The organism is Streptomyces sp. NPDC093546 (assembly GCF_044765045.1).
Classification (GTDB): Bacteria; Actinomycetota; Actinomycetes; order Streptomycetales; family Streptomycetaceae; genus Streptomyces.
Window position 1 is genome coordinate 107,404 of the sequence record NZ_JBIWJG010000009.1, and the last position, 21,098, is coordinate 128,501.

The 21,098-nt window shown below is 70.6% G+C and carries 15 protein-coding genes; 8 read left to right on the forward strand and 7 right to left on the reverse strand.

The window, feature by feature from the left end; translation table 11 throughout:
- The first annotated feature begins 128 nt into the window (after window positions 1–128).
- Genes ACIRNI_RS20860 through carB form a run of 4 tightly spaced genes read left to right on the forward strand, consistent with a single transcriptional unit; the run spans window position 129 to window position 6,190 of the window.
- Window positions 129–419, forward strand: a complete 291-nt coding sequence (locus tag ACIRNI_RS20860) for a hypothetical protein (RefSeq protein ID WP_355360508.1) — start codon at window positions 129–131, stop codon at window positions 417–419.
- Window positions 416–1,666 (forward strand): acetyl-CoA carboxylase biotin carboxylase subunit family protein, encoded by a 1,251-nt coding sequence (locus tag ACIRNI_RS20865; RefSeq protein WP_403553033.1) that lies wholly within the window; start codon window positions 416–418, stop codon window positions 1,664–1,666. Before ACIRNI_RS20860 ends, ACIRNI_RS20865 begins: the two co-directional genes overlap by 4 nt.
- Complete coding sequence (gene carA, locus ACIRNI_RS20870) at window positions 1,663–2,808, forward strand: glutamine-hydrolyzing carbamoyl-phosphate synthase small subunit (RefSeq protein WP_403553035.1); 1,146 nt, start codon at window positions 1,663–1,665, stop codon at window positions 2,806–2,808. The genes ACIRNI_RS20865 and carA overlap by 4 nt, the downstream gene beginning before the upstream one ends.
- Window positions 2,801–6,190, forward strand: a complete 3,390-nt coding sequence (gene carB, locus ACIRNI_RS20875) for a carbamoyl-phosphate synthase large subunit (RefSeq protein WP_403553037.1) — start codon at window positions 2,801–2,803, stop codon at window positions 6,188–6,190. The genes carA and carB overlap by 8 nt, the downstream gene beginning before the upstream one ends.
- Here carB and ACIRNI_RS20880 read toward each other — a convergent pair.
- Window positions 6,112–6,759, reverse strand: a complete 648-nt coding sequence (locus ACIRNI_RS20880) for a LysE family translocator (protein WP_356647993.1) — start codon at window positions 6,757–6,759, stop codon at window positions 6,112–6,114. The genes carB and ACIRNI_RS20880 overlap by 79 nt on opposite strands.
- A complete protein-coding gene (locus ACIRNI_RS20885; RefSeq protein ID WP_403553039.1) occupies window positions 6,752–7,318 on the reverse strand; it encodes a hypothetical protein in 567 nt (188 codons plus the stop codon). The genes ACIRNI_RS20880 and ACIRNI_RS20885 overlap by 8 nt, the downstream gene beginning before the upstream one ends.
- 226 nt (window positions 7,319–7,544) lie before the next feature.
- On the opposite strand from ACIRNI_RS20885, the gene ACIRNI_RS20890 reads away from it, so the two are divergent.
- Together ACIRNI_RS20890 and ACIRNI_RS20895 are read left to right on the forward strand one after the other, a co-directional pair.
- Entirely contained in the window at window positions 7,545–8,885 is a 1,341-nt protein-coding gene (locus tag ACIRNI_RS20890) for a PLP-dependent aminotransferase family protein (protein ID WP_403553041.1), read from the forward strand.
- A gap of 662 nt (window positions 8,886–9,547) precedes the next feature.
- On the forward strand, window positions 9,548–10,378 hold the full coding sequence (locus tag ACIRNI_RS20895; protein ID WP_403553043.1) for a LuxR C-terminal-related transcriptional regulator: 831 nt from the start codon (window positions 9,548–9,550) through the stop codon (window positions 10,376–10,378).
- 136 nt (window positions 10,379–10,514) lie between these two features.
- Here the strand turns inward: ACIRNI_RS20895 and ACIRNI_RS20900 are convergent, their stop codons facing one another.
- The 4 genes from ACIRNI_RS20900 to ACIRNI_RS20915 all read right to left on the reverse strand — a co-directional run bounded on the left by ACIRNI_RS20900 (window position 10,515) and on the right by ACIRNI_RS20915 (window position 15,988).
- Window positions 10,515–10,991 (reverse strand): (2Fe-2S)-binding protein, encoded by a 477-nt coding sequence (locus tag ACIRNI_RS20900; protein WP_403553045.1) that lies wholly within the window; start codon window positions 10,989–10,991, stop codon window positions 10,515–10,517.
- 15 nt (window positions 10,992–11,006) lie between these two features.
- Window positions 11,007–13,385, reverse strand: coding sequence for a molybdopterin cofactor-binding domain-containing protein (locus tag ACIRNI_RS20905; RefSeq protein ID WP_403553047.1), 2,379 nt, complete (start codon window positions 13,383–13,385; stop codon window positions 11,007–11,009).
- 77 nt (window positions 13,386–13,462) lie between these two features.
- On the reverse strand, window positions 13,463–14,686 hold the full coding sequence (locus tag ACIRNI_RS20910) for an oxygenase MpaB family protein (RefSeq protein ID WP_403553049.1): 1,224 nt from the start codon (window positions 14,684–14,686) through the stop codon (window positions 13,463–13,465).
- A gap of 72 nt (window positions 14,687–14,758) precedes the next feature.
- Window positions 14,759–15,988 (reverse strand): oxygenase MpaB family protein, encoded by a 1,230-nt coding sequence (locus ACIRNI_RS20915; protein ID WP_403553051.1) that lies wholly within the window; start codon window positions 15,986–15,988, stop codon window positions 14,759–14,761.
- Between the two features lie 140 nt (window positions 15,989–16,128).
- On the opposite strand from ACIRNI_RS20915, the gene ACIRNI_RS20920 reads away from it, so the two are divergent.
- Window positions 16,129–16,848, forward strand: a complete 720-nt coding sequence (locus ACIRNI_RS20920) for a TetR/AcrR family transcriptional regulator (protein ID WP_403553053.1) — start codon at window positions 16,129–16,131, stop codon at window positions 16,846–16,848.
- On the opposite strand, the gene ACIRNI_RS20925 is transcribed toward ACIRNI_RS20920, so the two are convergent.
- Window positions 16,839–19,004: a 3-hydroxyacyl-CoA dehydrogenase NAD-binding domain-containing protein gene (locus tag ACIRNI_RS20925; RefSeq protein ID WP_403553055.1), complete on the reverse strand. Its 2,166-nt coding sequence runs from the start codon at window positions 19,002–19,004 to the stop codon at window positions 16,839–16,841. The genes ACIRNI_RS20920 and ACIRNI_RS20925 overlap by 10 nt on opposite strands.
- A 236-nt stretch (window positions 19,005–19,240) precedes the next feature.
- Here ACIRNI_RS20925 and ACIRNI_RS20930 point away from each other — a divergent pair, with 236 nt between their 5' ends.
- The gene (locus ACIRNI_RS20930; protein ID WP_403553057.1) at window positions 19,241–21,073 is read left to right on the forward strand and encodes an AMP-dependent synthetase/ligase; all 1,833 of its coding nucleotides are present in this window, start codon (window positions 19,241–19,243) and stop codon (window positions 21,071–21,073) included.
- The last annotated feature ends 25 nt before the right edge of the window (window positions 21,074–21,098 follow it).

A 21,098-nucleotide genomic window follows, 5' to 3' on the forward strand; every position in this document is an offset into this window, starting at 1 on the left:
CCACCTGCCGGACGCCCGCCCCTCCTTGCCCTGCCGGTCTGCCGGTCTGCCGGTCTGCCCGGCAGGGCAAGGCGTCCCGCTCCTCCCCCTCCTCAACCCCTCTGAACGCCTCCTGGGATGGAATCACCATGAACACGATCACTTCCCCCGTCCTGGCGGAGGGCTCCCTGCCGGACCCCGTCGCCCAGCTGAACACCGTCCGCCGGCTCGTCGAGGAGCAGTACAGCGGTGATCAGCCCCTCGCCCGCGCCGCGCTCCACCTGATCGACTGCGCGACCGACATCGTGGGCCAGCTCCCCGACGGCGATCTCGACGCGGCGCGGGGCGCGCTCGGCTCGGCCCGTGCCGCGGTGGTCTCGGCGACCTTCGCGGTGGGCCGGATCCGGGACATGGCGGCCAACGGGACGGAGCGGGCATGAGCCGGCACATCGTCGTCATCCACCGCTGGCGCGACCAGCACGCCCGGTACGACGACTACCTCGACCACCGCACCCACCGGGTCACTTACGTGACCACGGAACTGGCCCTCCCCTCCGTGCCCGTCGGCGCCGCGGCCGCCCGCGTGGTCCCCGCCACCGACGACCTCGACGCCGTCTGGCAGGCGGTGACCGACCTGCGCACCCACTTCGGCGACCCCGAGCGGGTGGTGGCCCTCAACGAAGGCGACCTCGACACCGCCGCACTCGTACGCGAACGACTCGGCTGCGCCGGCCAGACCCCCGGCCCGCTGGCCCGCTTCCGCGACAAGCTCACCATGAACCAGGTGATCGCCGAGGCCGGAATACCGGCCCCCGCCTTCGCGGACGCCCCCGACGAGGCCGCCGTCCTGGCCTTCGCCGAGCGCCACGGCTGGCCCGTGGTGGTCAAGCCGCGCAAGGGCACCGCCAGCCGGGGCGTCGTACGCCTCGACTCCCCGGCCGACCTGCCGCTGCTGCGCACCTCACCACCGGAGCCGCGCCTCGTGCAGGCTTTCTGCGGCGACCAGATCTTCCACATCGACGGCCTCTGGACCGGCGAGGAGCTCGGCCCCTGGCGGGCCTCCCGGTACGTCAACACCTGCGTGGACTTCACCCAGGGTGAGGCCCTCGGCTCCGTCGAGGTCGACGACCCCCACCTCCTCACCCCGCTCGCCGCGTTCACGGCCCGGGCCGCGAGCGCGCTAGGCCCGGAACCGTGGGTCTTCCACCTGGAGGCCTTCGTCGGTACGTCCGCCGACGGCACGCCCTCCATCCGGTTCCTGGAGGCGGGCTACCGGGTCGGCGGCGCGGAGATCCCGTTCGTCTGGCGGGAGGTCCACGGCATCGACCTGATGCACGCCGCCGTCGACATCCAGCTCGGCCGCCGCCCCGACCTCCCCGTACCGGCCCACTGGCGCACCGGCGGCTGGCTGCTCGTGCCGTCACCCGTTCCGGCCCCCTGCCGCGTGACGGCGTGGGAGCTGCCCGAACCCCCGACCCCCGAGGAGGGCCCGTACGCGTCCGTGATCCCGGCGGTGGGGCAGGTCGTCCCCCGGGTGGGCGGATACGAGCACGTGGGCGCCCGGTTCCGGTTCCGCGGCGGATCGAGCGGAGACGTGGAGAAGGCCGTCCTCAGGACAGCGGCCCAGTTCCGCCTGGAGTGCACCCCGGAGCGAGCAGCACGCGTGGCCTGCGGACTGGATCGATGACCGGCGGCATGGCGAGGGCGGGGGGCCCTCGCGTCGCGGTGCTTGTTCTGGAGGACGGGCGGAGTTTCCGGGGGCGGGCTTACGGCGCGGTGGGGGAGACGTTTGGTGAGGCGGTTTTCAACACCGGTATGACCGGTTATCAGGAGACGCTGACCGATCCGTCGTATCACCGGCAGGTGGTGGTGATGACGGCGCCGCACGTCGGTAACACGGGTGTGAATGACGAGGACCCGGAGTCGAAGAGGATCTGGGTGTCGGGTTATGTGGTGCGGGATCCTGCCCGTGTCACGTCGAGCTGGCGCGCTACGCGGACGCTGGACGAGGAGCTCGCGGCTCAGGGTGTGGTGGGTATCAGCGACATCGACACCCGTGCTCTGACCCGGCATCTGCGGGAGCGCGGCGCCATGCGGGTGGGCATTTTCTCCGGTGACGCGATCGTCGGGGACGCCGACATGCTGGCCAGGGTGCTGGCGCAGCCGCAGATGAAGGGCGCGAACCTGTCGGCCGAGGTGGCGACGAGTGAGCCGTATGTCGTGCCGGCGATCGGTGAGAAGAGGTTCACTGTCGCCGCGATCGACCTCGGTATCAAGGGGATGACCCCGCACCGGATGGCCGAGCGTGGCATCGAGGTGCATGTGCTGCCCGCCACCGCGACCGCGGAGGATGTGTACGCGGTCAGTCCGGATGGTGTGTTCTTCTCCAACGGCCCCGGTGACCCTGCTACCGCCGACCATCCGGTGGCTTTGATGCGGGCGGTGTTGGAGCGGAAGACGCCGTTGTTCGGTATCTGCTTCGGTAACCAGATTCTGGGCCGCGCGCTGGGGTTCGGCACCTACAAGTTGAAGTACGGGCACCGCGGGGTCAATCAGCCGGTGCAGGACCGTACGACGGGGAAGGTCGAGGTCACCGCGCACAATCACGGCTTCGCCGTGGACGCGCCGCTGGACAAGCCGTCCGACACCCCCTTCGGCCGCGCCGAGGTCTCCCACGTGTGTTTGAACGACAACGTGGTGGAGGGCCTGCAGTTGCTGGATCAGCCGGCTTTCAGTGTGCAGTACCACCCGGAGGCGGCGGCCGGACCGCACGACGCCGCGTATCTGTTCGACCGTTTTGTATCCCTGATGGAGGCCGAGCGTGCCTAAGCGCACCGATATCCAGTCCGTCCTGGTCATCGGCTCCGGCCCGATCGTGATCGGCCAGGCCGCCGAGTTCGACTACTCCGGCACCCAGGCGTGCCGCGTGCTGAAGGCGGAGGGCCTGCGGGTCATCCTGGTCAACTCCAACCCCGCGACGATCATGACCGACCCGGAGATCGCCGACGCCACCTACGTCGAACCGATCACCCCCGAGTTCGTCGAGAAGATCATCGCCAAGGAACGCCCCGACGCCCTGCTGCCCACCCTGGGTGGTCAGACCGCGCTGAACACGGCGATCTCCATGCACGAGCAGGGTGTGCTGGAGAAGTACGGCGTGGAGCTGATCGGCGCCAACGTGGAGGCGATCCACAAGGGCGAGGACCGCGACCTGTTCAAGGGCGTCGTCGAGGCCGTCCGCGCCAAGATCGGCCACGGTGAGTCGGCCCGCTCGGTGATCTGCCACTCCATGGACGACGTCCTCAAGGGCGTCGACACCCTCGGCGGCTACCCCGTCGTCGTGCGCCCCTCCTTCACCATGGGCGGCGCCGGCTCCGGCTTCGCCCACAACGAAGAAGAACTGCGCCGCATCGCAGGGCAGGGCCTGACCCTCTCGCCGACCACCGAGGTGCTCCTGGAGGAGTCGATCCTGGGGTGGAAGGAGTACGAGCTGGAGCTGATGCGCGACAAGCACGACAACGTCGTGGTCGTGTGCTCGATTGAGAACTTCGACCCGATGGGCGTGCACACCGGTGACTCGATCACCGTCGCCCCGGCGATGACCCTGACCGACCGCGAGTACCAGATCTTGCGTGATGTCGGTATCGCGATCATCCGCGAGGTCGGTGTCGACACCGGTGGCTGCAACATCCAGTTCGCCGTCAACCCGGTCGATGGCCGGGTCATCGTCATCGAGATGAACCCGCGCGTCTCGCGCTCCTCCGCGCTGGCGTCGAAGGCGACTGGTTTCCCGATCGCGAAGATCGCGGCCCGTCTCGCCGTCGGCTACACCCTGGACGAGATCCCGAACGACATCACGGAGAAGACTCCGGCGTCGTTCGAGCCGACGCTCGACTACGTGGTGGTGAAGGCGCCGCGGTTCGCGTTCGAGAAGTTCCCGTCCGCGGACTCCACGCTGACGACCACGATGAAGTCGGTCGGCGAGGCGATGGCGATTGGCCGCAACTTCACCGAGGCGCTGCAGAAGGCGCTGCGGTCGCTGGAGAAGAAGGGCAGCCAGTTCACGTTCGTGGGGGAGCCGGGAGAGTGTGCCGCCCTTCTTCAGGAGGCCCAGCGGCCTACTGACGGCCGGATCAACACGGTCATGCAGGCGATCCGTGCGGGTGCCACCCCGGAGGAGGTCTTCGACGCGACGAAGATCGACCCGTGGTTCGTCGACCAGCTCTTCCTGATCCACGAGGTGGCCGGGGAACTGGCGGCTGCCGGCGAGCTCACCCCGTCCCTGCTTGCGTACGCGAAGCGCCACGGCTTCTCGGACCTTCAAATCGCCGAGATCCGCGGCCTGCGTGAGGACGTCGTCCGCGAGGTCCGCCACGCCCTCGGCGTCCGCCCGGTCTACAAGACGGTCGACACCTGTGCGGCGGAGTTCGCGGCGAAGACGCCGTACTTCTACTCCTCCTACGACGAGGAGAGCGAGGTCGCGCCGCGGGAGAAGCCCGCCGTGATCATCCTGGGCTCCGGCCCGAACCGCATCGGGCAGGGTATCGAGTTCGACTACTCCTGCGTCCACGCCTCCTTCGCCCTGTCGGAGGCGGGCTACGAGACGGTGATGGTCAACTGCAACCCGGAGACGGTCTCGACGGACTACGACACCTCCGACCGCCTGTATTTCGAGCCGCTGACGCTCGAGGACGTGCTGGAGATCGTCCACGCCGAGTCCCTCGCCGGCCCCATCGCCGGTGTCGTGGTCCAGCTCGGCGGCCAGACGCCGCTGGGTCTGGCCCAGGCGCTGAAGGACAACGGCGTACCGGTCGTCGGCACCTCCCCGGAAGCCATCCATGCCGCTGAGGACCGCGGCGCGTTCGGCCGGGTCCTGCACGAGGCGGGGCTGCCGGCGCCGAAGCACGGTACGGCGACCACGTTCGCGGAGGCGAAGGCGATCGCCGACGAGATCGGCTACCCCGTCCTGGTGCGCCCCTCCTACGTGCTGGGTGGGCGCGGCATGGAGATCGTGTACGACGAGGCGCGCCTGGAGGCGTACATCGCCGAGTCCACCGAGATCTCCCCGACCCGCCCGGTCCTGGTCGACCGCTTCCTGGACGATGCGATCGAGATCGATGTCGACGCGCTGTACGACGGTACCGAGCTCTACCTCGGCGGCGTGATGGAGCACATCGAGGAAGCCGGTATCCACTCCGGTGACTCCGCCTGCGCCCTGCCCCCCATCACCCTGGGCGGGCACGACATCAAGCGCCTGCGCGCCTCCACCGAAGCCATCGCGCGCGGCGTCGGCGTACGCGGCCTGATCAACATCCAGTTCGCGATGGCCGGCGACATCCTCTACGTCCTGGAAGCCAACCCCCGCGCCTCGCGCACGGTGCCCTTCACCTCGAAGGCGACCGCGGTGCCGTTGGCGAAGGCCGCCGCCCGCATCTCCCTGGGAGCGACGATCGCGGAGCTGCGCGCCGAGGGCCTGCTGCCGAAGACCGGCGACGGTGGCACCCTGCCGCTGGACGCGCCGATCTCCGTCAAGGAGGCCGTGATGCCGTGGTCGCGCTTCCGCGACGTCCAGGGCCAGGGTGTGGACACCGTCCTGGGCCCGGAGATGCGCTCGACCGGTGAGGTCATGGGCATCGACGCCGTCTTCGGCACCGCTTACGCGAAGTCGCAGGCCGGCGCGTATGGTCCACTGCCGACCAAGGGGCGGGCGTTCATCTCGGTGGCCAACCGGGACAAGCGGTCGATGATCTTCCCGGCGCGTGAGCTGGTCGCGCACGGTTTCGAGCTGCTGGCCACCTCCGGTACCGCCGAGGTCCTCAAGCGCAACGGCATCAACGCCACCGTCGTGCGCAAGCAGTCCGAAGGTGAAGGACCCGGCGGGGAGAAGACCATCGTGCGTCTGATCCACGACGGTGAGGTCGACCTGATCGTCAACACCCCCTACGGCACCGGCGGCCGTCTCGACGGCTACGAGATCCGCACCGCCGCCGTCGCCCGCGGCGTCCCGTGCCTGACCACGGTCCAGGCGCTCGCCGCCGCCGTCCAGGGCATCGACGCCCTCAACCACGGCGGCGTGGGCGTCCGTTCCCTCCAGGAACACGCCCACCACCTGACCGCGGCCCTCCTTCGGGATCAGCTCGAACTGGCCGGGGCCGAGGTGTCCATGGCCACCGAGACGGCCAGCAGGCCGAGTGCCGTTCCCATCATGTAGCGCTGCACCTTGAGCCAGGAGGGGCGGCGGGCGAGGAAGACGGCGATGGTTCCGGCCGCCAGGACGATGGTCAGGTTGATGGTGAGGGCCACCGCGATCTGCACGGAGCCGAGCAGGATGCCCTGGAACAGCACGTGCCCCGCCTCCAGGTTGATGAACTGCGGGATGAGGGCGAGGTACATGATGGCGATCTTCGGGTTGAGCAGGTTCGTCATCAGGCCCATCATGAACAGCTTGCGCGGCGAGTCGTGCGGGATGTCCTGGGGGGCGAAGACGGAGACGCCCCCGGGCTTCAGGGCGTTCCAGGCCAGGTAGGCGAGGTACGCCGCGCCGGCCAGCTTCACGGCGACGTACAGCTCGGGTATCGCGATGAAGACCACCGACAGGCCGAGGTTCGTGGCCAGCAGGTAGACCACGAAGCCGACCGCCACACCGCCGAGGGACACGACTCCGGCACGCCGCCCCTGGGTGATGCTCCGGGAGACGAGGTAGATCATGTTCGGACCGGGGGTGAGCACCATCCCCAGGGCCACCATCGCGACACCGAGTACTCCGCTCAACTCAACCATGGCTGCCCGCCGCTTTCTGTGCGAATCCGTGATGTGCCGCCGCACCCGAGGGGTCCTCGTGGGCGCCGCGCAGTACCTCGGAGAGGTCGTGGACGATGTCGTGCAGGAAATGACGGGTGAGGAAGTCGACCGTGAGCCGCAGCTCCGGGAGGCGAGGGTCCTCGTGCTCCCAGTCGGCGGCGGTCAGCCCCGTGAAACGTTCCGCCAACGCCTCGGCCGCCCTGCCCAGTTCTTCGGAGACGCGGCCCGCGTCCTCGTCTTGGTGAGCCGGCGGTGCGGCCGGCGAGGGTGCCCCGAGCGTCACGTCGATCTGCCGGTGGAACAAGAGGCACATGTCCCGCACATGGCAGCCCTGCTGGAGCGGTGACCGTACGGGCGCGCCGCTGGAGCGCCGTCCGGTGTCGGGACGCGCCAGCACCCGCTGCCAGCGGCCCGCGTATTCCAGGAGCAGGCCCGCGGCCCGCTCGCGGTCGTACGGCAGGGACGTGAACTCGCATCGGCCGCACCGGGGCGGCGGAAGGGCGGTCCGGCTCGGGGTCGTGCGGGCCGTGGTGCTCACCGGCTCAAGGTTCCTTCCTTGGGAAGCTTCGACGGCTCCAACTCTGGTCTCTACTGGTTCCAACTGCGGTAATTCTCACGGCCGTTCAGCGCACTTCCGGTCTGCCGCGGAGTCAAACATCGGAGCAACTCGAGTGTAAGCTCCATCCTTTCCTCGGTTCAATCCGCAATATTGAACTCAGGGCAATCCTGTGCTTCGATGCCGATCGGTACGGGAGGTGCGGCCAATGGCGGACTATCGGAGCGTCGCGGACGCGGTGGCGGAGGAGATCAGAGCGGGGCGGCTCAGAACGGGCGACCGGCTTCCCGCGCAACGGGAATTCGCCCAGCAGTACGGCATCGCCAACTCCACGGCCACGCGCGTCTATCAGGAGCTCGCCCGCCGGGGTCTCACCGTCGGTCATGTGGGCCGCGGCACCTTCGTGCGCGCGGCCTCCGCCGCGACCGCCGTCCCCGCACTGTCCGAACCGGCCGACAGTCGCGTCGACTTGGAGCTGAACTACCCGGTGGTCCCCGAGCAGCCGGGGTTGCTCGCCGAGGGGCTCGGCAGGCTGCTGCACCCGGAGAGCCTGGAGTCGGTGCTGCGGCCGGTCGGCCCGGCCGGCACCGCCGCCGCGCGTGAGGCTGCGGCCGATCTGCTGGCGCGCGGCGGCTGGCGCCCCGACCCGGCGCGGGTGCTGTTCGCCGGGAGCGGCCGGCAGGCGATCTCGGCGGTCGTCGCGGCGCTGACGCGGCCGGGCGCGCGGCTGGGCGTCGAGGAGCTGACGTACCCGGTGCTCAAGGCGATCGCCACCCGGCTCGGGGTGACCCTCGTGCCCCTGGCCATGGACGAGGACGGGCTCATCCCCGAGGCGGTGGAGGAAGCGCACCGCGCCGGCCCGCTGCACGCCGTCTACGTCCAGCCGACCCTGCACAACCCGCTGTCGCTCACCATGTCGGAGCGGCGGCTGGACCACCTGGCCGATACGCTGCTGACCTGCGGAATCCATGCGATCGAGGACGCCGTCTGGGCTTTCCTGCGGGACGAGTTGCCGCCCCTCGCGTCGCGTGCGGCCGGGCGGACGGTCCTCGTCGACAGCCTGTCCAAGCGGGTGTCCCCGGGGCTGTCCCTCGGGTTCGCGGTCGCTCCCGCCGCCGTCGCGGGCGGTGTCGCCGCGTCGCTGCGCTCGGGCGGCTGGGCGCCCATGCGGTTCCCGCTGGAGGCGATGACCCAGTGGCAGGCGGACGGAACCGTACGGACGCTGGTACGGGCCAAGCAGCGGCAGGCCGCGGCACGGCAGGAGATCGCCGAACGCCACCTCGGCGACTTCGTGACGCGCGGCGATCCCCGTTCGTACTACCGTTGGTGGGAGCTGCCGCGCCCGTGGCGTGCCGACACCTTCGTCGCCGCCGCCGCGCGGCACGGCATCGCGGTGACCCCCGCCGCGGCGTTCTCGGTCGGGCGTCACCGCGCCCCGCACGCTATCCGTCTCGGCCTTGCCTCACCCGGAACCAGTACCCTTTCGCGCGCCCTCGAGACCCTGGGCGACCTCGCCCGGTCGGCCCCGGACGACCTCGCCCATGACTAGACCCGGGAAGGCGGACCGTGGGGCGGCCGACGTGCGGCCACCTCGATGTGTCTCACATGATGAGACAAATCGAGGTGAAATCGAGGGGAAAAAAGGGCCGGATAGCGAATTGCGCGGTCTGTGGCCTACGTGTGTCAGCCCCAGGCCGAGTCGTACCGCACGTGAGGGGTGGGGTGTGTGGGCGCGGAAAAGCAAGTGTATGCAGCGCTGACGGTCCAACACATATCGTCACCTTATCGATGTGATTGTTTCCACGTTTAACGGTGCGCGGTTCCTGAGTGTGAAACATCCGGCGCGGATTCCGGTGAACCGGCTTCCGGAAGGTGTCACTTCTCTTTCGTTCGGCCACTTTCTTTGCGTCACATCCATCCTGCGCATATTCCGGCGGCGATGCGAGCCTGACTGCCATCCTGATCGCGAACTGCGGCAACACGAAGGATGGGCAAATGCGTCAACATTCGGACATAGCGGCAACTTCCGAAGTGGTACGCCTGTGTGAAGAGGGGTTGCGGTGGTACCGCGAGGCGCTGGAGACGGGGACGGTATCGGGCGATGTGCCCGGGTGCCTCATCCGGTGCGGGCTCCTGAGGCCGCTGCCCGGGGGGCAGAACTTGTTCGTCCCCGTTCCTCCGAAAATCGCGGAGGCGCAGCTCACGCGTCCCGTGGAGCGTGACATCGAACAGCGCCGGAAAACGCTGGAGGCCCTGCGCTCCTCCTTTCTCACGGCGGAAGCCGTCTATCGAAAGGTCCAGCGCCAAGCGGAGCTTCCCATCGAGCACCTGGGCGGCGAGGAGGTCATCGGAGAGGCGCTGCGGCTGGCCGTCGGCTCCTGCAAGGAGGAGCTGCTCACCGCGCAGCCCGGCGGCGGCCGCTCGCCCGCGCTGCTCGCCGAGGCGCTGCCCCGCGACCTCGCGCTCGTACGGAAGGGGGTACGACAACGCACCCTCTATCAGCACAGTGTGCGGTCGCACGGCCCCACCCTGGCGTACATCGAGCAGGTCCTGGCCGAAGGCGCCCAGGTCCGTACGCTGGACGAGATCTTCGAACGCGTCATCATCTGCGACCGCTCGATCGCCTTCATCCCCGGTGCTCCGGAGCGGAAGAGCGCCGCACTGGCCATCCGGCACCCCGGTGCGATCGAGTTCCTCACCAAGGTGTTCGAGCACATGTGGGAGCGGGCGGAGCCGATCGCCCTCGCCACCGAGCAGCACCGTCCCGACTTACTCACCAACTCCGTGCGCAGGACCGTCCTCCGCATGGTCGTGACCGGCCACACGGACGAGACCATCGCGGCCCGGCTGGGTGTGAGCGCCCGTACCGTCTCCACGCACATCCGGAAGGTCTCCGAAGCACTGGGGAGCCGCAGCAGGGCCGAGCTGGGTTACCTCCTGTCCCAGCGGCGCCTCCTCGAACCGGACGCCGCCCCGCCCGGGGAAACCCCCCGCCCCCAGACGCGCCCGCGCCGGCAGACCACCCGCGAGCACTGCGGCTGACGCTCCCGCCTCCCGCGCCTCACACCGCCCGGGCGCCGTGACATCGTTGTACCGCCGCCGGTGGACCCGGCGGCGCCTTCACGCCCGCACGGCACCGGGGCGCCGACCCCGGTGCCGCCTGCTCGCGCACGGCCGCTCACATCTGCGCGGCGGCCGTCCTGATCGCCTCGCGGATCCGGGGATAGGTGCCGCACCGGCAGATGTTGCGGAGGGAGTCGAGGTCCTCCTCGGTGACCTCGCGGCCTTCCTCCGCCACCCGGCGCACCAGCGCGACGGCGGCCATGATCTGGCCGGGCTGGCAGTAGCCGCACTGCGCCACGTCCTGCTCCAGCCACGCCCGCTGCATCGGGTGCAGCTCCGCGCCCACCGTGGCCGGAAGCCCTTCGATCGTGGTCACCTCGTCGGTCGGACCCAGGTCCTTGACGGGGACCGCGCACGGGTTGACCGCCCTGCCGTTGAGGTGGCTCGTGCACGCCTTGCAGACGTTGATGCCGCACCCGTACTTCGGTCCGGTGACGCCCAGGACGTCGCGCAGCACCCACAGCAGCCGCATGTCGTCGGCGACGTCGACGGTGACCTGCTTCCCGTTGAGGCGGAACGTGTGCTCCGGCACGTGATCTCCAAGCTGTCAGCGGACGTGGTCCAGGCCGTCGGTGGGGGACTGCGGGATGGGCGGCACGGTCGGTTTCGGAGTGAAGGAGAGCGTGCCGTGGTTGATGGGGAACGTGGTCGGCATGGTTCCCGTGGCGCGGCCGTAGGCGCAGGCGACCGCGGCCATCGACGCGGCGACGCCGAGCTCCCCCGCGCCGCCGGGCTCTTCCGTGGTGGCCGGCATGACGATGACCTGCAACTCGGGCGGCGTGTTCCACTGCCGGGTGTAGAAGTAGTTGTCCCAGCTGGCCTCCAGGAAGTGCCCGTCCCGCAGGTGGAGGCCGGCCGTCAGGGTCTGGGCGATGCCGTCCATGACGCAGCCCATCATCTGCGCCTCCAGACCCAGCGGATTGACGGCGAGACCGACGTCCACGGCGACGACCGCCTTGGTGACCCGTGGCCCGGCCACCCCGTCGCGGATGGGGCGGTCGACGGTCTCGGACCGGCAGTCGATCTCCACCAGTACGGCGCTGACGGCGTGGTACTCGGAGTGGAACGCGATGCCCTGCGCCGTGCCGGCCGGCATGGACCGGCCCCACTCCCCGGCCTCGGCGACCTTCTCCAGCACCGCCCGGGAGCGGTCGTCGCGGAGGAACTCCCGGCGGAACCGGAAGGGGTCCTTGCCCATCTTCGCGGCGAGCCGGTCGACGATGAGCTCGCGGGCGCAGGTGACGTCGGGGGAGTAGACGTTGCGCATGCTGCCCGTGTTGAAGCCCTTGTCGGTTTCGCTCAGGAGCTGGCTGGTGGGGCCGAAGTCGTACGGCATCGACTGGGAGAGCTGGAAGAACGTCTCGGAGAACCCGATGTCGCCCACCGGAAGCCTCGCCGCCATGGCGGTGAGGATCTCGCCGAAGCCGTGGCCGAAGTCGGTGGAGACGCTGGTGTGCCGCTGCTTGTAGCCGAGTACGGTGTCGCCGGCGTACGCGACGCGCACGCGCGAGGTGGCCATGGGGTGGGTGAGCCCCTGGCGGGCGTCGTCGGCGCGGTGCCACATGAGCTTGACCGGCTTGCCGATCCGCTGGGAGATCTCGGCGGCTTCCAGCGCGGCGTCGAAGAACAACTTGCGCCCGAAGGAGCCCCCGCCTTCGGTGACGTGCACCCTGACCGCGTGCGTCGGAAGCCTCAGCTTGGCGGCGATGGTCTGCTGCGCGACGATCGGCGCCTTGAGGCTCGACCAGATCTCGGCGCGGTCGGGCCGCACGTCGGCTATCGCGCAGTTGGGCTCCAGCGCGCTGTTGCTCCGGAAGTGGAAGGTGAACTTCCCTTCCACGGTCGGCGTCAGCGGCGGCAGCCCGAGCGGCAGTTCGGCGGCTTGCAGCTCCTTGCGTACGGAGTCGTCGGACTTTCCCTCCGCGGTGCCGGGCTTCCACGACACCCGCAGGGCGCGCACGGCGTCGATGCACTGGCCGAACGTTTCCGCGCGCACCGCCACGCCGGTGGAGACGACCGCGACATCGGTGACGCCCGGCATGGCGCGGACCTCGTCGAGGTTCTCCACCGAACCGACCTTGCCGTTGATGGTCGGCGGACGGCACACCATGGTCGGCTTGGCGTCCGGGACGTCGAGGTCCATCGTGAACTTCTTGCGCCCGGTGACCGCGGCGAGCGCGTCGACACGGCTGTGCGGCCTGCCGATGACGGTGAACCGCTCACGCGGCTTGAGCTCCACGGACATCCGCCGTGTCGCGGTGCTCGCCGCTTTCCCGGCCAGGTCGCCGATGCCGATGCTCCGGCCCGCCGGGCCGGTGACGACTCCGGCCTTCAGAGTGAGGTCGGTGACGGCCGCGCCGAGTTCGCTCGCCGCCGCCTGGAGCAGCCGGGCCCGGGCGAGGGCGGCGGCGACCCGGATCGGGGTGTAGGTGGAGATGGTCGTGTTCGACCCGCCGGTGAGCTGGTTGAACACGAGCTCCGGGCGGGCGTCGGCCAGCGTGACCCGTACCCGCTCCAGCGGAACGTCCATCTCCTCGGCGATCAGCATGGCGGTCGACGTGGTGATGCCCTGCCCGACCTCGGCCCGCGGCAGCGCGAACGACACGGTGCCGTCCGCGTTGACCTCGACGGTGATCAGGTGCGAGGTCGGCAGAGCCGCCGCGGTCATCACGTCGTTGAGGTCGACCAGTTCCGTGACGTCCGGTGAGGGGATGGCCGGCGAGGCGGCCTCGGCCGCGGCGGCCCTCGGCGCCGGACCGAGCTCGGCGGCGGTCACCAGCGTCGGCGCGGCCAGTACGTAACCGAGGAACCGCCGCCTCGCGAGGGCGGGCGCGGCCGCAGGCGCGGGCGAGGGTGCAGCCGCAACCCCAGCCGCAGGCGCGGGCGCACCGGGCTCGGGGTGACTCGTTCGATCAGGACCCGTCATCTCGTCATCTTCCCCTCCCGCCACTCGTTTCCGCCGGGGAGCGGCGGGATCCCGTGCCCCGGCGGCACCGGTGTGGCTCAGAACGGACGGTTCGCGTCGGGGATTTCGAGCTGGATGCCCCGACCCTCCGACAGGAAGAGCAGCACGAACTTGCGGAGTGCCTCCTCCACGGCCCAGGCGGCCTCCGGAACCAGCGGCAGGGGGATCAGGCCCTCGCGGAAGGCCACCAGCAGCGGCCATGCGGCGCCGATCAGGGGCTGCCAGAAGGGCTCGCGGTCCAGTCCGATCAAGTCGCCGATGCGGTCGCCGACCGTGTACCGGGAGAACGCGTTGATCAGGGGCCGGGTGAGGCCGGCGTCGAGTTCGGCGACGATGTCGAGCAGTACGTCGGCCAGTTCGGCGCCTTCGGCGGTGTGGCCCAGGACCGGATCGAGGACGTGCTTGGACTGGGCGTTCGCCTCGTCCCAGGTGGCCGGAATGTACTCGTCGAGGATGCCGAGCATGTGCGCCGTCACCTGCCACACGTGCAGGAAGCCGTCCGACTCGGAGCGGGAGACCGGAACCTTCCACTCCAGCAGCTTGCGCATGACGAACGTCGGCAGGCTGTGCCAGGTGACCATCAGGTCCGCCTGGCTGATCGGGATGGTCTGCCCGCCGCTCGTCTGCGACCAGCCCGGGGACTTCGGCAGCAGGTGCCGCACGGCCGCGTGCACCAGCCGGGTCTTCACCGCGGTCACGATCATCGAGCCCGAGGGCCGGTAGGCGTCCAGGTCCCCGACGTCGTACCCGAGCTTCGCGGTCTTGGCGACACGGTCCTTCATGTCGGCGCCGCCCTTGGAGTAATACACGGCGCGCGCTTCCCTCGGGATGGCGGTGCTCATCAGACCGCTGCCCAGCCCGTACAGGGCGCCGGTGTAGATGCCCTTCTTCTTCGTGAACCGGGCCCCCGCGTCGAGCTTGCTCTGCTCGGCCCAGGGGGGCAGTCGGCGTGCCCTCTCCATGAAGTCCCGCAGGTCCGGCGGGAGTCCGTCGGGCAGTGGCTGGTCGTTGCGGGTCCAGGACCGCAGGAGCTGGTTGACCTTGGGTACGTCGCCGCGGTCGATCACGGCGGCGAGCAGGGGGTCGGCCTCCTCGTCCCAGACCCACTCCGGGTCGGTGCCCGCGCCCGACCCCGCCACCGAACCGCTCGGCGACCACGTCCACAGGGTGCGCGCCCGGGCCGGTGACGCCATGCCCAGTGCGCCGAGCGCTCCCAACGCTCCGCCGGCGAGCAACATCTTGCGCCTGCTGAGTTCGTCCATGCCGTGCACTCCTCTTCGCGTTCCGTGGGGTGGGCTTCCAGGGGGTGGTGTGCTTCAGGAGAGCGGGGTGCGTCAGGAGGGGCGGTTGGTGTCGGGGATCTCGATCTGCGTGCCCCGCCCCTTGGTGAGGTAGAACATGATGTACTGCCGCGCCGCCTCGTCGATCGTCCAGGCGAGCGGCGGCACCAGCGGCAGCGGAATGAGCTTCTCCCGGAAGGCCACCAGCTTCGGCCAGGCGGCCGCGATCGCCTTCTCCCAGAACGGTTCGCGCGGGATGCCGTCCCAGTCGGCGACCCGGTCGCCGACCAGGTAGCGGGCGAGGGCGTTGACGAGCGGGCGGTCGATGCCGCCGGGGCTCGTCTGTTCGGCGAGCTGGCCCAGCAGGATGTCGGTCAGTTCGACGCCTTCGCGCGTGGGGCCCAGGACGGGATCGAGGATCTGCCGTGACTGGGCGTCGGCCTCGTCCCAGGTGGCGGGGATGTACTCGTCGCGGATGCCGAGCATGTGCGCGGTGACCTGCCACAGGTGCAGATAGGCCGCCGACTCGGCGGGGGTGATCGGGACCTTCCACTCGATCAGCTTCCGCATGGTGTAGGTGGGCAGGCTGTGCCAGGTGACCAGCATGTCCGACTGGCTGATGGGGATCGTCTGGCCGCCGCTCGTCTGGGACCACCCCGGTGACTTGGGCAGCAGGTGCCGCACGGCCGCGTGCACCAGCCGGGTCTTGACGGCCTCCACGATGACTTTCCCGTCGGGCCGGTAGGCGTTCAGGTCTCCGATGGCGAACCCCAGCCTGCTCGTCTTGGCGACCCGGTCCTCCATGTCGGCGCCGCCCTTGGAGTAGTAGACGGCGCGCGCCTCCCGCGGGATGGCGGTGCTCAGCATGCCGCCGCCCACCCCGTTGAGCAGGTTGAGGTAGATGCCCCTGGTCTCGTTGAAGCCGGCCGCGACCTCCAGCTTGCGCGCGTCCGCCCAGGAGGGCAGTCGGCGTGCCCTCTCCATGAAGTCCCGCAGGTCCGGCGGGAGTCCGTCGGGCAGTGGCTGGTCGTTGCGGGTCCAGGACCGCAGGAGCTGGTTGACCTTGGGTACGTCGCCGCGGTCGATCACGGCGGCGAGCAGGGGGTCGGCCTCCTCGTCCCAGACCCACTCCGGGTCGGTGCCCGCGCCCGACCCCGCCACCGAACCGCTCGGCGACCACGTCCACAGGGTGCGCGCCCGGGCCGGTGACGCCATGCCCAGTGCGCCGAGCGCCCCTAATGCCCCGCCCGCGAGCAACATCCTGCGCCTGCTGAGTTCCTCCATCGCTCCGAACTCCTCCTGAGTCCTGATACGGTGAAACACTTCGTGTATCTGTGTATCCCCAGAGGAGCACAGACAGGACATGAACGCCAGAGGCCGCACACAGGAACAGGGAGGCGACCGTGGACTCGGGGAAAGCAACCGTGGAACCCGCGCTGCCGGCGCTCGGCGGCGCCTCGGACGCCCCGTCGCTGCTGGAGCTCGCGTTCACCGAGGCCGCCGAAGGCGCCGGCCAGGACGACGAGACGACCAGGCGCGTGCTCGACGCCGCGTACGACTCCTTCCAGCGGATCGGCATCAAGCGGTCCACGATGGCGGACGTGGCACGGCTCGCGGGCGTCTCCCGGATCACCGTCTACCGCCGCTTCGCCTCCAAGGACGTGCTGGTCGAGCACGTCGTACGGCGCGAGTTCCGGCGGTACTTCGACCGGTTCATCCTCGACATCCAAGGGGCCGAGACCGTCGCGGACCGGGTCGTCCTGGGCTTCGTGAGCTCGCTGCGGGCCATTCGCCACAACCCCCTCATCGGCGGCCTGATGGCCGTCGAACCGGACGCCGTCGTGCTGTCCATGACCGGCGACGGCGGCCGTACGCTGGCCGCCGTACGGCAGTTCCTCGCGGGCAGGCTCCGCCGGGAGCAGCAGGCGGGAACCGTCTCCGGCGACGTGGACGTGGAGGTCGTGGCGGAGATGATGGTCCGGGTCTCCGCGTCGTTCCTGGTTGTCCCGAGCCACGTCCTCGACGTCGACGACGAGGAGCAGATGCGCGCGGTGGCCCGGCGGTTCCTCGTCCCGATGCTCGAGCCGCCGGGCCCCACTCTCCCCACTGTTCCCGCTGTCCCCACTGTCCCCGCTCAGGAGTAGCGTTCGCCCCTCGCGGCCCGGGCCACCAGCGAAGCGGGCGGCTCGAACCGCTCCCCGTACCGGTCGGCCAGCTCCCTGGCCCGCGCGACGAAGCCGGACGGCCCGCCCGCGTAGCCGTCGACGTAGCGCAGGACGCCGCCGGTCCACGCGGGGAAGCCGATGCCCAGGAGCGAGCCGGCGTTCGCGTCGGACACCGACCGCAGCACGCCGTCGTCGAGGCACCGCACCGCCTCGAGCGCCTCGGCGAAGAGCATCCGCTCCTTCATGTCCGCGAACGGGATCCGTCGTCCCGCCACGGTGAAGTGCTCGTACAGACCGGGCCACAGGCCCGTGCGCCCGCCGTCCTCCGCGTACGCGTAGAAGCCGGCGCCCGAGGAGCGCCCGCGCCGGCCGAACTCGTCGATCATGCGGTCCACGACCGCCTCCGAACCGTGCGGGCGCCACCGCCCGCCCCCGGCGAGCACCGCCGCCTTGGTCTCCTCGCGGATCGTCCGGGGCAGGGTCAGCGTCAGCTCGTCCAGCAGCCGCAGCGGGGGCACCGGGTAGCCGGCCTGGGCGCCGGCCTGCTCCACGGAGGCGGGCGGCAGGCCCTCGCCGACCATCGCCACCGCCTCGTCGAGGAACACGGCGATGACACGGCTCGTGAAGAAGCCCCGGCCGTCGTCGACGACGATGGGTGTCTTGCCGATCTGCCGAGCGATGTCGACGGCCTTCGCCAGGGTGCGGTCGCCGGTCTTCTCGCCGGTGACGATCTCCAGCAGGGGCATCCTGTCGACCGGGGAGAAGAAGTGCAGCCCGATGAAGTCCTCCGGCCGCCCCACGCCTTCGGCCAGCCCCGTGACCGGCAGCGTGGAGGTGTTGGTCGCCAGGACGGCGTCCGGCGCGACGATGTCCTCGATCTCCCGGAAGACCCGGCGCTTGAGGGCCGGATCCTCGAAGACCGCCTCGATGACCAGGTCGCAGCCGGCGAGGTCGGCGGGATCGGCGGTCGGCGTGATCCGCGCGAGGGCCCCGTCGGCGTCCTCCCGCGACATCCGCCCCCGGGCCACGGCTGTGGCGAGCAGCCTCCCCGCGTACTCCTTGCCCCTCTGCGCAGCTTCGTACGACACGTCCTTGAGGACGACCCGCAAGCCGCCCCGGGCGCAGGAGTACGCGATCCCCGCGCCCATCATGCCGGCGCCCAGCACGGCCGCCTTCCGCGCCGCGTGGGGCGGGTGGCCGGCCGGGCGGCTGCCGCCGGAGCGGATGTGCCGCAGGTCGGAATGCGCCCCCATCATGTTCTTCGCGACCTGCCCCGTCATCAGCTCCACGAGATAGCTCGTCTCGATCCCCTGCCCCGTCTCGAAGCCGGTCTGCGCGCTCTCGACCGCGGCCGCGAGGATGTTGCGCGGCGCCGGCAGGTCCGCCCCCCGCAACTCCCTGCGCAGGCGGGCCGCGTACGCCGGGAGAGCCGCCGCGACCCTGGGGTGGGAAGGGGCGCCACCGGGGATCCGGTATCCCGGGCGGTCCCACGGCTGCGCGGCCCCGGGATGCGCGAGGACCCACTCCCGGGCCCTGGCCAGCATCTCCCCGGGCGTCCGGGCCAGTTCGTGCACCAGCCCCTTGGCGAGCGCGTCCGCCGGCCGGTACCGCTGCCCCCGGAGCAGGACGTCCGCCAGCGCGCGCTCCAGTCCCAGGAGCCGGACGGTCCGGCTGACTCCGCCGCACCCCGGCAGCAGCCCCAGGGTCACTTCCGGCAGGCCGATGCGGCTGCCCGGGGCGTCCAGCGCGATGCGGCGGTGGCAGGCGAGCGCGATCTCGTACCCGCCGCCCAGCGCCGTGCCGTTCAGGGCGGCGGCCACCGGCCTGCCGAACGTCTCCAGCCTGCGCAGCTGGGACTTCAGGACCGTGCACACCTCACTCAGCTCGGCGGCGTCCTCCGGCCGTGCCCTGCTCATGAAACCGATGTCGCCGCCGGCGAAGAAGCTCTTCTTCGCGGAGGTGAGGACGACCCCGGTGACGTTCTCCCGCTCGGCCTCGAGGCGGACGACGGCCGCCTCCATTGCGTCGATGTACGTCCGGTTCATCGTGTTGACCGGCTGGTCGGGGTCGTCCATGGTCAGCACGACGACACCGTCTGAGCCCTGTTCCCAACGGATCATGTTCTTCTCCGGCATGGGGACGGCGTTCCTTCCGAGAAGGCTGTGTCCGGCGTGGACAGGTAAGGACAGCTGTTGGCGCCCTGTCAATAGAGGGGTGAGCCTTCAAAAGCCTTGCGGTGTACGGGAAATGCCATGACGTGCGGTGCCTCGGCACCGCTTCGTGCGCAACCCATTGACACCCTGACAACAACAGGTCCACCGTGGGACCGCTCGACGAGTCCGTGCACGGTTCGCGAGGGAGGGAGCCCGCCGTGGCCACAGCAGAGCAGCTGCACCAGTCCGTCGAGGGCCTGACGATCACCGGACTGCTGCGCCGCAACGGCCGGCAGTTCGCCGACCGTCCCGCGCTCACCACCGGCATCGGGCCGGACGCGCTCACCCTGTCCTGGTCGCAGCTGCGCGCCGAGGTCGCCGCCCTCACCCGCGGTCTCTCCGCGCTCGGCCTGCGCCGGGGCGACCGGATGCTCATCGCGATGTCCAAGCGGGCGGAGCACTGGATCGCCGACCTGGCCGCGATCCACCTCGGCGCCCTGCCCTGCAGCACGTACGACACGCTCAGCACCGAGCAGATCCGCTTCGTCGCCCGGCACAGCGCGGCCACCGTCCTCGTCCTGGAGGGCGAGGAGCAGCTGCGCCGCTGGCAGCCGGTCCTTGAGGAGGACCTGCCGCACCTGCGGGCCGTCGTCGTCCTCGATCCGTACGCCGCCCCGGCCGACGACCCGCGCTTCGTCGCCTACGCGGCGGTGCGCGGCGCCGTACGGCCCGACGCCGCCGCGTTCGAGGCGCTCACGGACGCGGCCGGCACCGACCAGCCGTTGACCGTGGTGTACACCTCGGGCACCACCGGCGACCCCAAGGGCGTGGTCCTCTCCCACCGCAACGTCATCCACGAGTCCCTGATGCAGGACCAGCTCGTCGCCGTACCGGAGCACCCGCGGTCCGTGGCGTACCTGCCGATGGCGCACATCGCGGAGCGGGTCCTCGGGATCTACATGCCGATCTGCAACGCCGGCCACGTCACCCTCTGCCCGGACCCCGGACAGCTCCTCCCCACACTGCTCGCGGTGCGCCCGCACGGGTTCTTCGGCGTGCCCCGGGTGTGGGAGAAGCTCGCCGCCGGCCTGCGGGCCACCCTCGGCACGCTTCCCCGGGAGCAGGCCGCGGCGGTGGAACAGGCGCGCGGCATCGCGCTCGAGGTGTTCCGCCTGCGCTCCGCGGGCAAGGCCGTCCCGGCGGAGCTCACCGCGCCGCTGGAACAGCTCGACGCGCAGGTGCTGCGGCCCGTCCGGGCCGCCGTCGGACTCGACGACTGCCGCCGCGCCTTCAGCGGAGCGGCACCGATCCCCACCGCGGTCCTGGAGTTCCTGGCGAGCGTGGGACTGCCCGTGTACGAGGTGTGGGGCCTGAGCGAGACCACCGGGGCGGCGACGGTGAGCACGCCCGAGGTGTTCGCCCTGGGCGCGGTCGGACGCCCCGGGCCCGGCGTCGAGGTCAGGGCCGCCGACGACGGGGAGCTGTTCGTACGCGGCCCCGTGGTCGTCCCCGGATACCTCCGGGCCGACGGGGGCATCGAGCCCGCGACCGACCCGGACGGCTGGCTGCCGACCGGCGACATCGGCACGGTCGACGAGCGGGGCATCGTCACCATCACCGACCGCAAGAAGGAGATCATCATCACCGACGGGGGCAAGAACATCGCCCCGACGAGGATCGAGTCCCTGCTCCGGGCCCACCCGCTGGTCGCCCACGCCGTCGCGATCGGCGACCGGCGCCCGTACGTCACCGCGCTCCTGGTGCTGGACGAGGAGGCGGCCCCGGTGTGGGCGAAGGCCAACGGCCTGCCCACCACCGACCCGGAGGAGCTGTCGCGCCACCCCGACGTCCTCGCCGCGCTCGACGAGGCGGTCGCGGAGGCGAACGCGGCGCTCTCCCGCGCCGAGCAGGTGAAGACGTACCGCGTGCTCGCCGGGCCCTGGACGGCGGAGTCGGGGGAGCTGACGCCGAAACTGAGCCTGCGGCGGAAGGCCATCGCACACCTGCACACCGCGACGATCGCGTCGATGTACACGTCGACGCGCACATAGGCCGGCCGACGGCACGACGGCACGA

Bases quoted from the DNA above. Each gene is read 5' to 3' on its own strand.
- carA (WP_403553035.1), top strand. From the start codon at position 1,663: ATGACCGGCGGCATGGCGAGGGCGGGGGGCCCTCGCGTCGCGGTGCTT.
- ACIRNI_RS20865 (WP_403553033.1), top strand. From the start codon at position 416: ATGAGCCGGCACATCGTCGTCATCCACCGCTGGCGCGACCAGCACGCC.
- ACIRNI_RS20915 (WP_403553051.1), bottom strand. From the start codon at position 15,988: ATGGAGGAACTCAGCAGGCGCAGGATGTTGCTCGCGGGCGGGGCATTA.
- ACIRNI_RS20880 (WP_356647993.1), bottom strand. From the start codon at position 6,759: ATGGTTGAGTTGAGCGGAGTACTCGGTGTCGCGATGGTGGCCCTGGGG.
- ACIRNI_RS20925 (WP_403553055.1), bottom strand. From the start codon at position 19,004: ATGCCGGAGAAGAACATGATCCGTTGGGAACAGGGCTCAGACGGTGTC.
- ACIRNI_RS20890 (WP_403553041.1), top strand. From the start codon at position 7,545: ATGGCGGACTATCGGAGCGTCGCGGACGCGGTGGCGGAGGAGATCAGA.
- ACIRNI_RS20860 (WP_355360508.1), top strand. From the start codon at position 129: ATGAACACGATCACTTCCCCCGTCCTGGCGGAGGGCTCCCTGCCGGAC.
- ACIRNI_RS20910 (WP_403553049.1), bottom strand. From the start codon at position 14,686: ATGGACGAACTCAGCAGGCGCAAGATGTTGCTCGCCGGCGGAGCGTTG.
- ACIRNI_RS20905 (WP_403553047.1), bottom strand. From the start codon at position 13,385: ATGACGGGTCCTGATCGAACGAGTCACCCCGAGCCCGGTGCGCCCGCG.